Raw genomic sequence first — 13,752 nt, 5'->3', positions numbered from 1 at the left:
AAATGCCCCTCGCTCTGGGAGTTAAAACAAAATCAATACTGCCTTAAAAGACAGAGGCCTTGGAGCCATCGAGAGATAACTATTTGAAACGCCTGAAATTAAATTATCTGTTTATCGGTCTGCTCACCGTGCTGTTAGCACTGGCACTGTGGCCGTCCATTCCCTGGCATGGGAGCGGGCAGGATACGATTTCACAGATTAAATCACGGGGAGTGCTACGGGTCAGTACCGTAAACTCGCCGTTGACTTACTACACCGTGAATAAAGCACCGGCCGGGATGGATTACGAGCTGGCGAAGCGTTTCGCCCGTTATCTGGGCGTCAGGCTGGAAATCACGGTGCGCGCGAATATCAGCGACCTGTTTGATGCGCTTGACGACGGCAAAGCCGATTTGCTGGCCGCAGGCCTTATCTATAATAATGAGCGACTGAACCGCTATCAGACGGGCCCCAGCTATTACAGCGTTTCCCAGCAGTTGGTTTATCGTGTGGATAAAACTCGCCCGAAAAACCTGGGCGATTTAAAGGGACGGCTCGTCGTTGCCTCCGGATCGGCTTATCTGTCTACACTCAAGAGCGCCAGAGCGGATCACTATCCCGACCTTGACTGGGCTATCTCGACTGATCAAAGCCCGAAAGCGCTACTTGAGGCCGTCGCCGAGGGCAAGCTGGATTATACGATTGGCGATTCCGTCACCATCGCACTGCTTCAGCGCATCCATCCACAACTGGCGGTCGCCTTTGACGTCACGGATGAAGAGCCGGTGACGTGGTATATGCCCCGCGAAAGCGACGACAGCCTGAACGCGGCCATGCTGGATTTCTTTAATGGCATGGGCGAAGAAGGCGCAATGGCGCGGCTGGAAGAGAAATACCTCGGGCACGTTGGCACCTTTGATTATGTGGATACGCGCACCTTCCTGCGTGCGATTGATACGGTTCTGCCTGATATCAAACCGTTATTTGAGAAATACGCCAGTAATATCGACTGGCGTTTGCTGGCCGCTATCTCTTATCAGGAATCACACTGGAATCCGCAGGCGACATCACCGACCGGCGTGCGCGGCATGATGATGCTGACGCGCAATACTGCCGACAGCGTGGAAGTGGGCGATCGAACCGATCCTGAGCAAAGTATTCGCGGCGGCAGCCAGTATCTGCAAAATATGATGGATAAAGTCCCGCAGTCCATTCCGGAAGACGAACGTATCTGGTTTGCGCTGGCCGCCTACAACATGGGTTATGCTCATATGCTGGATGCCCGTAAGCTCACGGCAAAACAGGGTGGCAACCCGGACAGTTGGGCTGATGTGAAACTGCGCCTGCCGATGCTGAGCCAGAAGCGTTATTACGCGCAAACGACCTACGGCTACGCGCGGGGCCAGGAAGCGTATAACTACGTGGAAAATATTCGTAAATATGAGATTAGCCTGGTGGGCTATTTGCAGGAGCAGGAAAAGCGCCTTGCCCAGCAGGCCGCGCTGGAAGCGGAGATGGGCAAAGGCTATCCTGCCGTTTCGCCACAAGTGGCAATGAATTAGCTTTCGCGCTGCGCCTGTCGCAGCGCTTTTTGTTGCTGACGACGCATGCGGAAAAAGTCGCTCAGCAGCGCCGCGCACGCGTCTTCCAGCACGCCGTGATCTAACCTTACCTGATGGTTCATCCCCGGATGGCCCAGCACGTCAATCAGCGAACCGGCTGCGCCGGTTTTCACATCGTGCGCGCCATAAACCAGACGACCTATCCGGCTATGCACCATCGCGCCGGCGCACATGACGCACGGCTCCAGCGTCACATAAAGCGTGGTATCCAGCAGACGGTAATTTTCCAGTACTTTCCCGCCCTGACGAAGCGCCATAATCTCTGCGTGCGCGGTGGGATCATGCTGACCGATAGGCCGGTTCCAGCCTTCGCCAATGACGCGGTCGCCGTGAACCAGGACGGCGCCTACCGGCACCTCGCCCTCATCCCATGCGCGTTGCGCCAGCGTCAGCGCCCGGCGCATCCAGTATTCATCTTGTTCTTGTGTCACACGAACCACTCCCGGCAGCAAAAAGCGGCGCATTATACCGGGCATGCCGGCAAAACCGAAGCACAGTACAGGTTATTCTAACTGCTGCAATTCACCCGCCGGCGTGACGCGCCAGCGGTGCTGACAAAAGAACAATAACGGGTTGTCCTGCTTGCTGTCGCTGTAACCACTATAGAGTTGCAGTGGTGTGCCGATGTGCTCTTCTAACTGCACCACTTTTTCGTGGCCCAGACAGCGCAATTTCAGCACGCGCCCACCCAGGCCGCGCTGCATCTGGCTGGCAATCAACTTTACTCTGGGCAGAAACGCCGAATCGTAATAGACCTGCTCCACCAGCGACTGCGGCGAGCCCGTAATCAGCCACACATCCGCATCATCGCTGCTGAGGTACTCGCTGAGACGCTTCTGCACCACCGGAAACGCTTTCACGCGCTGGCGAAACCACTGAGCAAACTCGGCCTCCAGTCGTAACAGGGTGGTTTCAGATCGGCCAAAGGTGATTGACCAGAGCAACAGGCTCATCGGCCAGCGGGCCGCACGCCCTTTGAACAGCAGCCCCGCGCCGACGACGGGCAGCAAAGGCACGACCAGTAGCAGATTCAGGGGCTTGCGGCGCAGCAAATAGCGCATGAAAGTGCCAAACATATCCTGTTGGTGCAATGTGCCATCAAGGTCGAAAAACACCACGCGACGTTGTCTCTCGTTGGTCAAACAGCTCTCCTTTTTAACGAATATGCATCAACAGCCTCTATTGTAGTCATCTTCGCGCAGCGAGGCGATGACTGTCATTTTTTATTCCAGTGGCTACAATGCTTTTAGAATCATTTATTCCTTGCGGACGCACCGCTACATCATGAGGACTGGGCATGAGTTCATTGCTGCGCATTCGCCAGCTTTATCCTTCACTGGCGCTGAACGAACGCCGGCTGGCGGATTTTTTACTGTCACAACCGGATCGGGCACGGCATTTAAGTTCACAAAAGCTGGCAGAAGAAGCTGGCGTCAGTCAGTCCAGCGTCGTTAAGTTTGCGCAAAAGCTGGGATACAAAGGTTTTCCGGCACTCAAGCTGGCACTGAGCGAATCGCTGGCCGATAAAGATGCCATCACCGTGCATAATCAGATCCTCAGTGACGATCCCCTTAAGGCTGTGGGTGAAAAATTACTGACAGAAAAGCTGTCGGCCATTCGCGCGACCCTGGATATCAACAGCGAAGAGAAGCTGAATGCCGTCTTGCAGCTGCTTAAGCGCGCACGCCGTATTTTACTGGTCGGAATCGGCGCATCCGGTCTGGTGGCAAAGGATTTTTCCTGGAAGCTGATGAAGATTGGCATCAATGCCGTCGCGGAGCAGGACATGCACGCGCTGCTGGCCAGCGTACAGGCCATGTCATCCGGCGATGTGCTGCTGGCGATCTCTTACACGGGTGAACGTCGTGAGATTAACCTGGCCGCGCAGGAAGCAGTGCGGGTGGGCGCGGACGTGCTGGCCTTTACCGGCTTTACGCCTAACACTTTGCAGCAGTGCGCCACGCACTGCCTGTACACCGTTGCAGAAGAACAGAGTACGCGCAGCGCCGCGATCTCCTCGACTACCGCCCAGCTGGCGTTAACGGACCTGCTCTTTATGGCGCTGGTACAGAACGATCCTGAGCGCGCGTCCAGCCATATTCGCCACAGCGAGGCGCTGGTGAAGAAGCTGATTTAGGAAGAAGGGAAAACGCATCTGATATTGCGATTGTTGTAAAGTGCAATGAAGGAAGCCAGCGATATCGCTGGCTTCTAAAACTGAATTGAGTATTAGCTGTGTATTAAGGCCGACTAACTACTGCTTATATCTTGCGTAGAAATAGGCAAGTATTGCCCCATACCTGTGCTGGCTGAGTCGACTGCAGCCTGATTTTTTGCAACGAGATAAAAGGTATCAACAGATTTTTTTGTTGCATGCTCAGCGGAGTAGAGAGCGAATTTAACCACTTTCTTGCCACCGTCATACTTACATTCCATGTCCCAGCTCAATGCCGTTCCGGGCGCGGCTTTACATTTACCCTTACCATAGCTGTATTGCAGGAAGTTATTCGTTTTATTTTCTGCTGCTGTAACGAAATCAGGCCGAGATCCACCCGCGGATAAGCTTCCATAAGCGGTTGTTGCAGCCAGAACAGCCACGCCGGCTATCAAAAAAATTCTTTTTTTCACCTGACACAATCCATCGATATTATTGATGAATGCATATTATCGGAAAACTCTTAATCACGCACCTGATCTCTGTCATTTTTATGACAAAATATTTCTATCACCCCTTTTTTCTGCATAATCCTTACAATTCTCGCTGTGGTGGTTTTTTCTACACGCGGCGCTTTTCCCGCACGTGTAGCGCTGAATTTGCTAAAAGTTATACTCTTATGCTTACTCTCCATGAAGACTATATAGAGTTAAATTATCGAATAATCAGTAAGTAACGAACATTAATGGTGCGTATCACTTTTTTTAGTTATTCGCATCATGTTTGACGCTGAAAGAATATGCTACTGTCAGCCGACTCCGCATGACCTTTAACATTCCAACTTTATGTTAATGACCAGCCAGGCTTGCAATTTGAAAGTTACAAAAGTCGTCTAAGGGTTCGATATATCTCATCAGGAATATTTACTACCGCAACAGATTATGTCGCCAAAACGACAAAAAGTATTTATCGATTGGGAAACCGCGATGTCTTTACTGATTACAGAACGATGCATTAACTGCGATATGTGTGAACCCGAATGCCCGAACCAGGCTATTTCGATGGGTGAGATGATTTATGAGATTGAGGTGAGCCGCTGTACCGAATGTGTGGGACATTATGATGTGCCGACCTGCCAGCGGGTTTGCCCTATTGATAACACCATTGTGACGGATCCCCAGCACATCGAATCACGCGATGCGCTGTGGGATAAGTTTATTGCCCTGCACGGTTAGCTTTCGATAATGACCGTAGCACAGGCATAGTGGCGCTCGTCGGCCAGGGTGACATGGACATGCTGTACACCCAGCCGCTGCGCCACCTCAGCAGCATGATCGAAAAAACGCAGGAGCGGTTTACCCAGCGCATCGTTGTAAACTTCAAACTGATTGAATGCCAGTCCGCCGCGAATGCCGGTGCCAAACGCTTTGGCTGCCGCTTCTTTAACGGCGAAACGTTTAGCCAGAAAACGCACCGGCTGACGATGCTGCTGATACTGCTGCCATTCGGCCTCACTCAGCACGCGACGCGCCAGTCGATCGCCAGAGCGAGAAATCACATCGGCAATCCGCTCTATTTCGACGATATCGCTGCCCAGTCCCAGAATAGCCATTAGCGACGCGCTTCTCGCAGCAGCTGTTTCATGGCTTTGACGGCGTCAGGCAGGCCGCTCATCACCGCCCGACCAATGATCGCATGACCGATGTTCAGCTCATGCATTTCCGGCAGCGCGGCAATCGGCAGGACATTGTGGTAAGTCAGACCGTGACCGGCGTTAACTTTTAATCCGCGGCTGGCCGCAAAGGTGGCCGCCTGACGGATCCGGGCCAGCTCAGCGTCGCGTGCCGGGCCTTCAGGGGCTTCAGCATAGGCACCGGTATGAATTTCAATATAAGGCGCGCCGCTGGTGACAGCCGCTTCGATTTGCCGGTGATCGGGATCGATAAACAGGGATACCAAAATGCCCGCCTCACTGAGTTTTTTTACCGCGGCATTAAGTTTTTCCTGTTGTCCGGCGACATCCAGTCCGCCTTCGGTGGTCACTTCCTCACGCTTTTCCGGCACCAGGCAGCAGAAATGCGGTTTGATGTCACACGCGATATTCAGCATCTCATCGGTGACCGCCATTTCGAGATTCATCCGCGTTTCGATGGTATCACGCAGAATACGCACGTCGCGGTCGGTAATGTGGCGGCGATCTTCCCGCAGGTGCACCGTGATCCCATCCGCGCCCGCCTGTTCGGCGATAAAAGCCGCCTGGACCGGATCAGGGTAATGGGTGCCACGCGCGTTGCGGACGGTAGCAATGTGGTCGATGTTAACGCCTAACAGTAACTCAGCCATGACAATCCTCGGTTCATTATGATCATTGTATGGAGTGTAACGCGCCGTGATGCGATTCCGCTACGACCCGCATCAGGGCTCGCCGGCAATATCGGGCTTTTTTTTCGGTGTAAACTGACGGAAAAGCTCCTGACTTTTTAACGGTTTGCCCCCCAGGTAAGGTTTTAGCGCCATGCGGGTAAAGCGCTTCGCCGCGCGCAGGGCATCCGCATCGGGAAATTCACGCGTGGAGAGCGCCTGCAGGTGTTTACCTGTAAAGCTGCGCTGATTGAGCACCAGACTGGCGATGAAGCCCTTCTCTTCCCGGTAGCTGTAGGTCATGTCTTCACTGACCGGTTCACCACTGCCTGCGCAGTGCAGGAAATCCACGCCATAGCCAAGGTGCCCCAACAGCGCCAGCTCGAAACGACGCAGTGCAGGCTCGGGTGAACCCTCGGCGGCGGCCAGCGTCTGGATACATTGCAGATAGTCAAAAAACAGGTCGGAAAAGGGGATGTGCTGTTCCAGTACCCGAGATAACAGCTCGTTGACGTACAGGCCGCAGTAAAGCGTGATACCACTGAGGGGGAGAGCAAGCGAAACCGCTTCGGCATTGCGCAGCGTTTTCACCTCACCACGACCACTCCAGCGCACCAGCAGCGGGGTAAAAGGCTGAAGCGTGCCTTTTAACTGAGAACGCCGTGATCGTGCTCCTTTTGCCAGGACACGAACACGGCCTTCACTTTCACTAAACAGGTCAAGCAGCAGACTGGTTTCGCTGAAAGGACGACTATGCAGCACAAAGGCGCGTTGCCAGCCTTCCATTTATTCAGAGATCGTCTGTGTAACCCAGACTACGCAGCGCACGTTCGTCATCTGCCCAGCCGGATTTAACTTTAACCCACAGTTCGAGATGCACTTTGGCATCGAACATCTCTTCCATGTCCTTACGCGCTTCAATACCAATGGTTTTGATTTTGGCGCCTTTATTGCCAATCACCATTTTTTTCTGCCCTTCGCGCTCGACCAGAATCAAACCGTTGATGTCATAACCGCCGCGCGCGTTAGACACAAACTGTTCGATTTCGACTGTGACCGAGTAAGGCAGTTCCGCACCGAGGAAACGCATCAGCTTTTCACGGATAATTTCGGATGCCATAAAGCGCTGTGAGCGATCGGTAATGTAATCTTCCGGGAAGTGATGGTCAGATTCCGGCAGATGCTTGCGGGCGATGGCGGCGATGGTGTCGACATTTTTACCGCTTTCGGCCGAAACCGGCACGATATCAATAAAGTTCATCTGCTCGCTGAGGAACTGCAGGTGCGGTAACAGGACGCTTTTATCCTGAATGTTGTCGATTTTATTGATCGCCAGCAGAACCGGCACTTTGCCATCGCGCAACTTGTTTAACACCATCTCGTCGTCGGGCGTCCAGCGCGTGCCTTCAACCACAAAGATGATCAGTTCAACGTCACCGATAGAACTGCTGGCCGCACGGTTCATCAGGCGGTTGATCGCTCGCTTCTCTTCCATATGCAGGCCGGGCGTATCCACGTAAATCGCCTGATAAGCGCCTTCCGTATGGATGCCCATAATGCGGTGACGGGTGGTTTGCGGCTTACGCGACGTAATTGAAACCTTCTGCCCCAGTAACTGGTTCAGTAAGGTGGATTTACCGACGTTAGGCCGGCCAACTATCGCGACAAAGCCGCTGTATGTAACATTTTCGCTCATTCGAGTCCTGAGGTTTTCAGCGCCGGTTGCGGCGCCGGGATAATACTGTTATTCCAGACCAAGTTTAATCAGCGCCTGTTCAGCCGCTGCTTGTTCAGCTTTACGGCGGCTGGAGCCCACGCCCACCACCGGTTCTGCCATGCCACTCACCTGACAGTGAATGGTAAATTCCTGATCGTGGGCTTCGCCGCGAACCTGCACCACTAAGTAACTTGGCAGCGGCAGATGACGGCCCTGCAGGTATTCCTGCAGGCGCGTTTTCGGATCTTTTTGTTTATCACCCGGACTGATTTCGTCCAGGCGCGTCTGATACCAGTCAAGGATCAGCTTTTCGACCGTCTGAATATTACTGTCGAGGAAGACACCACCAATCAGCGCTTCCACGGTGTCCGCCAGAATAGATTCACGACGGAAGCCGCCGCTTTTTAATTCGCCGGGCCCCAGACGCAGGCATTCACCCAAATCGAATTCACGCGCCATCTCTGCCAGCGTATTACCGCGCACCAGCGTCGCGCGCATGCGGCTCATGTCGCCCTCATCCACACGCGGAAAACGGTGGTAGAGCGCATTTGCAATCACGTAGCTCAGAATCGAATCGCCTAAAAACTCCAGGCGTTCGTTATGCTTGCTACTGGCGCTGCGATGCGTCAACGCCTGCTGTAAAAGTTCAGAATGTGTAAAAGTGTAGCCCAGTTTGCGCTGAAGCTTGTTAATCAGGATGGGGTTCATGCGATTCCAGTTCTGTTTTGCGTCTGTCACTCTGCATACCAAACAGGGCTGAGAATCCAACACATTCTGTTTGGTGTGCAGTGGCCCCCATGACGGAGGCCACCCTATTTTGCCTGACTCTCAGGCTGGCTTAATGGATACCGCCGATACGACTCAGTCGTACGCCGGTTGGCCACTGCCCTTCTTGTTTTTCAAAGCTCATCCAGATGGCGACCGCTTTACCGACCAGATTGCGCTCGGGAACAAAGCCCCAGTAGCGACTGTCGGCGCTGTTGTCACGGTTATCACCCATCATGAAATACTGCCCCTGCGGCACAACCCAGCTCGCCTGCGGCTGGCCGGGCTGCTGATAGTACATGCTCGCCTGGCTTTGTGCTTCCGTCACCAACAGAATGTCATGCGTCACATTGCCCAGCGTTTCTTTGCGCGTGGCCAGACGTAATCCACCGCGCATGGTTTCATTCAGCGGCACCTGGTAGAACCCGTTACCGGCTTCGTTACCATCAAACCCGCTAAACGTCTGAACAAACTTGCTTGGCTCAATGTTGCTGTAGGTGACGGGCAACGCTTTGCTGCAAGGCTTGCCATTATCGCAGGCCGGATTAATAGTCAGCGTTTTACTGTAGGGATCATAGGTTACACGATCGCCCGGCAGGCCAATCACGCGCTTGATGTAGTCCAGGCTGGGATCTTTTGGGTATTTAAAGACCGCAATATCGCCACGCTTAGGATGACCGGTAGGAATCAGCGTGGTTTGCGTAATCGGGTCTTTAATACCGTAAGCAAACTTCTCGACCAGAATAAAGTCACCAATCAGCAGCGTGGGCATCATCGAGCCTGACGGGATCTGGAAAGGCTCATACACAAATGAGCGCACAAAGAATACCACGGCCAGCACCGGAAATACGGAGGCAGCGGTTTCAATCCAGCCCGGCTTAGGTGCCATTTTTGCCAGCGTTTTTTTATCGAGCGTGCCGCCTGACTGCGCCTGTGCCGCCGCCTGCAGCGCCCGGCGCTGTGGTGCCCACTTGATACGATCGATCACCCAGAGAATACCAGTAATCAATGTCGCTATCGCCAGGACTAGCGCGAACATATTAGCCATTTAAGATCCTTATTTGCTGTCTTTTCCGACATGCAGAATGGCGAGGAATGCTTCCTGCGGCAGTTCAACGTTACCGACCTGCTTCATTCGCTTCTTACCCTCTTTCTGCTTCTGCAACAGCTTTTTCTTACGACTGACGTCACCGCCGTAACACTTGGCAAGGACGTTCTTACGCAGCTGTTTGACGGTTGAGCGAGCGATAATGTGGTTGCCGATTGCCGCCTGAATCGCAATATCAAATTGTTGACGTGGGATGAGGTCTTTCATTTTCTCAACCAGCTCACGTCCACGATAAGGTGCGTTATCACGGTGGGTAATCAGCGCCAGCGCATCAACACGTTCTGAGTTAATCAGCACGTCGACGCGCACCATGTCAGAGGCCTGAAAACGTTTAAAATTGTAGTCCAGTGAAGCATAGCCGCGCGATGTTGATTTCAAACGGTCAAAGAAGTCGAGCACCACTTCAGCCATTGGAATCTCATAGGTCAGCGCAACCTGATTGCCGTGGTAAACCATATTTGTCTGAACGCCACGTTTCTCGATGCACAGCGTAATGACGTTGCCCAGGTATTCCTGCGGCAGCAGCATGTGACACTCCGCAATCGGTTCACGCAACTCTTCAATGTTATTGAGCGGTGGCAGCTTCGAGGGGCTGTCCACATAAATGACTTCGCCGCCCGTGGTTTCCACTTCGTACACCACCGTCGGTGCGGTCGTGATCAGATCGAGATCGTACTCACGTTCCAGACGTTCCTGAATGATCTCCATGTGCAGCAGACCCAGGAAGCCGCAACGGAAGCCAAAGCCCAGCGCGGTTGAACTCTCTGGCTCGTAGAACAGAGAAGCATCGTTCAGGCTCAGCTTGCCCAGCGCATCACGAAACGCTTCGTAGTCATCAGAACTAATTGGGAACAGACCGGCGTAAACCTGCGGCTTCACTTTTTTAAAGCCAGGCAGCGCTTTGTCCGCCGGGTTACGTGCTGTTGTCAGGGTATCGCCCACCGGCGCGCCCAGAATGTCTTTAATGGCGCAGACCAGCCAGCCGACTTCGCCACAGTTCAGTTCAGTGCGGTCAACCTGCTTCGGCGTGAAAATGCCCAGTCGATCGGCGTTATAAACCTGGCCGGTACTCAGTACCTTGATTTTATCGCCTTTACGCATGGTGCCGTTTTTCACACGAACCAGCGAGACAACACCCAGGTAGTTATCGAACCAGGAGTCGATAATCAGTGCCTGCAGCGGCCCTTCCGGATCGCCTTCTGGCGGCGGAATATCGCGCACCAGGCGCTCCAGCACTTCAGGTACGCCGACACCGGTTTTCGCCGAGCAACGCACGGCATCGGTGGCATCAATACCGACAATATCTTCGATTTCCTGTGCAGCACGTTCAGGATCGGCGGCAGGCAAATCGATTTTATTCAGCACCGGCACGACTTCCAGATCCATCTCAATCGCGGTGTAGCAGTTAGCCAGGGTTTGCGCTTCAACGCCCTGTCCGGCATCCACCACCAGCAGCGCACCCTCACAGGCGGCCAGTGAGCGGGAAACTTCGTATGAGAAGTCAACGTGTCCCGGCGTGTCGATAAAATTGAGCTGGTAAGTTTCACCGTCTTGGGCTTTGTAATCGAGCGTCACGCTCTGTGCTTTGATGGTAATACCACGTTCACGCTCAAGGTCCATTGAGTCCAGAACCTGCGCGGCCATCTCGCGGTCAGTTAATCCGCCACAGATCTGAATCAAGCGGTCAGAAAGCGTGGATTTACCGTGGTCAATGTGGGCGATGATGGAGAAATTTCTTATGTGCTTCATTTATAGAGATATCTTCACGTAGAGAATCAGTTAGAAACCTGAGCACAGACACATTCAGGAAGATCGCTCTTAACCCACAATCCTGTCAGCCTCATTAATGACGACGCATATTACACTGTTAAGGCCGCGCATAAAAGAATGGAACGTCGTGGAAACGAAACAGTTTTTTGCACGTCAGGCTTAAGACAAAAGCCGCAACAAGTGCGGCTTAAGCAGGGGTCAGGCTTCGCTTTCAACACGAAGCGCATCTGGGGGCAAGGCGATATTAAGGATAACCGGCTGGAAGGCCTCACTATCGCCAAATTTCATGGAAATGCCTTTGGCGACGATAAAGCCGCCAACTCCGCCTAACAGCGCGCCGCAGGCGGCGGCCAGGTCGCTGCCGAACAGGGCCTGGAACAGACCTGCGAACAGAAACAGGCCAAACAGCGGCGTCATGTATACCAGCAGTGCCGAACCGAGCAGGCTGCTCTCTTTGATGCCCAGTTCGACACGTTGGCCCGGAGCCAGGGGCTTGCTGCTGGCGATTTGCATCACATGCGCATTCTTTGGCCCCAGCTTATTCAGCATATGGCTGCCACAGCCTTTACGTGCCTGGCAGCTGTTGCAGGAGGTTTTGGCTTCGGTATGCAGTGTGGCGATACCATCCTGCCATGCCACCACGGTGGCCCATTCTCTCATCATTTTTTTGCCCCAGGATTAACACTGTCCGCGATACGTTTGGCCGTCGCAGGCGGTAACTCGCCAACGACCGTAATTTCGTAATTATCGCGTATTACGGTTTCCACCGTACGACGTCCCGTGCGCAATGTCTGTGCGACGCTGTTTTTATCTGCCGGCGTAACGTTTACAGCAAAGCTAAACAGACCATCGCTGTACAGCCGGGATTCAAGGGATTTATTTAACGCGGGAAGCATACGCCGGCTTTGGGAAACGAGCGTCATCCCTGCGGGAAGCCAGGCGGGCTCCCAGTCCAGCGTCGCGTTGTCTGATTTGGTTAACGAGAGCGACGGCGGCAGATTGGCCTTTTCAAGGCCCTGCATCAGGTTGCGTACGCCATCATCCACCGCGAAGCTGATCACGCGAAACTGTTCCATCGTTTCACCGTCACGATCCAGCAGATCCACGCGCAGCGGTAGCTTGGTATCCACATCCAGCCATACAACATAGCTGTAGCGCGTGCCATCGCGCGACACTACGCGCACCACATCACACATCTGATCGGCAATGCGGGAACGGCCGACGGTAATAAAGTCATAAGCCGCATCAAGTTTGGCAAAGTCGGCGTAGATAATCGATGGCAACGCATCGACGATGTGATTGCCGGGAAGCGAGAAAGGCTCAATACCCGGTTCGAAATAGCTGATGTCGTTGCCGCGCTGAATGACTTCGCGACGCGGACCGTCCATCTGCAGAATTTGTGCATAGACGCGATCGTCGATTACTGCGTGACGATAACGGAGCGATTCCATACCAAGACGGGAAACGTTGATGTAGGCGAATTCGTAGTTGAGCGTCTGACTTGCCTGCTCCATCTGCTGTAATAACGCCCCAGACGCAGAAACCTGCGCTGGGGCGGCAGTGGACCACAACAGGCTGCCCGTCAGAAGACTAACGGCATACCATAGCGGCTTCATTACTGCTGCTGCATTCCTAATGACTGATTACCCGGTACATTGGCCTGCGCTTGTTTTGGCGCATTGGTTTCGAACTGCAGCTGATCGGCGTGCAGACGACGCTGAAGTTCGTAGTCCTGCAGCATGGCGTTCACGCGGCGACGCTGGTCCTGCACCTGTTGTGAGGCATTGCCTGAACCAAACATATCCGAGGGGACACCCAGACTGACAGGTGACGCTTTGCCCATCACTGGCAAGGTGTTGAATACCGGTGAGTCAGAGCTTTCCACGCTGCCGTTGGTGGGTTGGTTATAGTGCTGAACACCCACAATTACCGCCAGGGAAACACAGGCGGCGACGCCGACCTGCGTAATCTGGGCCGCCCAGGGGCGAACTTTGTGCCAGAACGGCATTTTTTCCCAGCGAGAAGGCTCGGGCTGTGCTTCAGGAATCAGGGACGTCACATTACGCTGTGGCTCGTTTTCGATGGCAGCGGCAACGCGAGCAGAAATATCAAAATGCAGGTGTTCACCAACATCGCCGCGCATGGTATCGCGAATCAGATGGTAGCGTTCCCAGCTTTTTTGTAGATCTGCATCCTTAGACAGGGCTGAAATCAGCGCGTTATCTAAAGCCTCACCATCCATTAAAGCGGAAAGTTTTTCTTTCTGCATGCCTAA

Annotated in this window: 16 protein-coding genes; 3 read left to right on the top strand and 13 right to left on the bottom strand. The window is 53.6% G+C overall.

Annotated features, from left to right (window positions below; translation table 11 throughout):
- The first annotated feature begins 83 nt into the window (after positions 1 to 83).
- On the top strand, positions 84 to 1,541 hold the full coding sequence (gene mltF, locus C7433_RS10005; RefSeq protein WP_033740922.1) for a membrane-bound lytic murein transglycosylase MltF: 1,458 nt from the start codon (positions 84 to 86) through the stop codon (positions 1,539 to 1,541).
- Here mltF and tadA read toward each other — a convergent pair.
- Together tadA and yfhb are read right to left on the bottom strand one after the other, a co-directional pair.
- A complete protein-coding gene (gene tadA / locus C7433_RS10000; protein ID WP_006120653.1) occupies positions 1,538 to 2,032 on the bottom strand; it encodes a tRNA adenosine(34) deaminase TadA in 495 nt (164 codons plus the stop codon). The genes mltF and tadA overlap by 4 nt on opposite strands.
- Before the next feature lie 72 nt (positions 2,033 to 2,104).
- A complete protein-coding gene (gene yfhb, locus C7433_RS09995) occupies positions 2,105 to 2,743 on the bottom strand; it encodes a phosphatidylglycerophosphatase C (RefSeq protein WP_039340020.1) in 639 nt (212 codons plus the stop codon).
- A 155-nt stretch (positions 2,744 to 2,898) separates the two neighbouring features.
- Here yfhb and C7433_RS09990 point away from each other — a divergent pair, with 155 nt between their 5' ends.
- Positions 2,899 to 3,738, top strand: coding sequence for a MurR/RpiR family transcriptional regulator (locus tag C7433_RS09990; RefSeq protein WP_006120655.1), 840 nt, complete (start codon positions 2,899 to 2,901; stop codon positions 3,736 to 3,738).
- A gap of 113 nt (positions 3,739 to 3,851) precedes the next feature.
- On the opposite strand, the gene C7433_RS09985 is transcribed toward C7433_RS09990, so the two are convergent.
- Positions 3,852 to 4,229 carry a hypothetical protein gene (locus C7433_RS09985; protein WP_033740924.1) on the bottom strand — a complete coding sequence of 126 codons (378 nt, stop codon included), beginning with the start codon at positions 4,227 to 4,229 and terminating at the stop codon, positions 3,852 to 3,854.
- 513 nt (positions 4,230 to 4,742) lie between these two features.
- On the opposite strand from C7433_RS09985, the gene C7433_RS09980 reads away from it, so the two are divergent.
- Complete coding sequence (locus C7433_RS09980; protein WP_110268320.1) at positions 4,743 to 4,991, top strand: YfhL family 4Fe-4S dicluster ferredoxin; 249 nt, start codon at positions 4,743 to 4,745, stop codon at positions 4,989 to 4,991.
- On the opposite strand, the gene acpS is transcribed toward C7433_RS09980, so the two are convergent.
- From acpS to rseA, 10 genes are all read right to left on the bottom strand, one after another.
- Positions 4,988 to 5,368: a holo-ACP synthase gene (gene acpS, locus C7433_RS09975; RefSeq protein ID WP_006120525.1), complete on the bottom strand. Its 381-nt coding sequence runs from the start codon at positions 5,366 to 5,368 to the stop codon at positions 4,988 to 4,990. The genes C7433_RS09980 and acpS overlap by 4 nt on opposite strands.
- Positions 5,368 to 6,099 (bottom strand): pyridoxine 5'-phosphate synthase, encoded by a 732-nt coding sequence (gene pdxJ / locus C7433_RS09970; RefSeq protein WP_033740925.1) that lies wholly within the window; start codon positions 6,097 to 6,099, stop codon positions 5,368 to 5,370. Before pdxJ ends, acpS begins: the two co-directional genes overlap by 1 nt.
- Before the next feature lie 72 nt (positions 6,100 to 6,171).
- A complete protein-coding gene (gene recO / locus C7433_RS09965; protein WP_039340024.1) occupies positions 6,172 to 6,903 on the bottom strand; it encodes a DNA repair protein RecO in 732 nt (243 codons plus the stop codon).
- Positions 6,904 to 6,907: 4 nt separating this feature from the next.
- Positions 6,908 to 7,813, bottom strand: a complete 906-nt coding sequence (era, locus tag C7433_RS09960; RefSeq protein ID WP_033740928.1) for a GTPase Era — start codon at positions 7,811 to 7,813, stop codon at positions 6,908 to 6,910.
- A 48-nt stretch (positions 7,814 to 7,861) separates the two neighbouring features.
- Entirely contained in the window at positions 7,862 to 8,542 is a 681-nt protein-coding gene (gene rnc, locus C7433_RS09955) for a ribonuclease III (protein WP_006120517.1), read from the bottom strand.
- Positions 8,543 to 8,672: 130 nt separating this feature from the next.
- Positions 8,673 to 9,647, bottom strand: coding sequence for a signal peptidase I (lepB, locus tag C7433_RS09950; RefSeq protein WP_006120515.1), 975 nt, complete (start codon positions 9,645 to 9,647; stop codon positions 8,673 to 8,675).
- Between the two features lie 9 nt (positions 9,648 to 9,656).
- Positions 9,657 to 11,456 (bottom strand): translation elongation factor 4, encoded by a 1,800-nt coding sequence (gene lepA, locus C7433_RS09945; protein ID WP_039340027.1) that lies wholly within the window; start codon positions 11,454 to 11,456, stop codon positions 9,657 to 9,659.
- A 219-nt stretch (positions 11,457 to 11,675) separates the two neighbouring features.
- Positions 11,676 to 12,140: a SoxR-reducing system protein RseC gene (gene rseC, locus C7433_RS09940; RefSeq protein ID WP_006120512.1), complete on the bottom strand. Its 465-nt coding sequence runs from the start codon at positions 12,138 to 12,140 to the stop codon at positions 11,676 to 11,678.
- Positions 12,137 to 13,093 carry a sigma-E factor regulatory protein RseB gene (gene rseB, locus C7433_RS09935; RefSeq protein WP_006120511.1) on the bottom strand — a complete coding sequence of 319 codons (957 nt, stop codon included), beginning with the start codon at positions 13,091 to 13,093 and terminating at the stop codon, positions 12,137 to 12,139. The genes rseC and rseB overlap by 4 nt, the downstream gene beginning before the upstream one ends.
- Entirely contained in the window at positions 13,093 to 13,746 is a 654-nt protein-coding gene (gene rseA, locus C7433_RS09930) for an anti-sigma-E factor RseA (RefSeq protein WP_033740931.1), read from the bottom strand. The genes rseB and rseA overlap by 1 nt, the downstream gene beginning before the upstream one ends.
- Between the last annotated feature and the right edge of the window lie 6 nt (positions 13,747 to 13,752).

Origin of the sequence: Pantoea sp. PNA 03-3, from assembly GCF_003201175.1 — a bacterium.
GTDB classification, from domain to species: Bacteria; Pseudomonadota; Gammaproteobacteria; order Enterobacterales; family Enterobacteriaceae; genus Pantoea; species Pantoea stewartii.
Note: the sequence above shows the minus strand (reverse complement) of the source record. Positions and strands in the feature narration are given on the sequence as shown.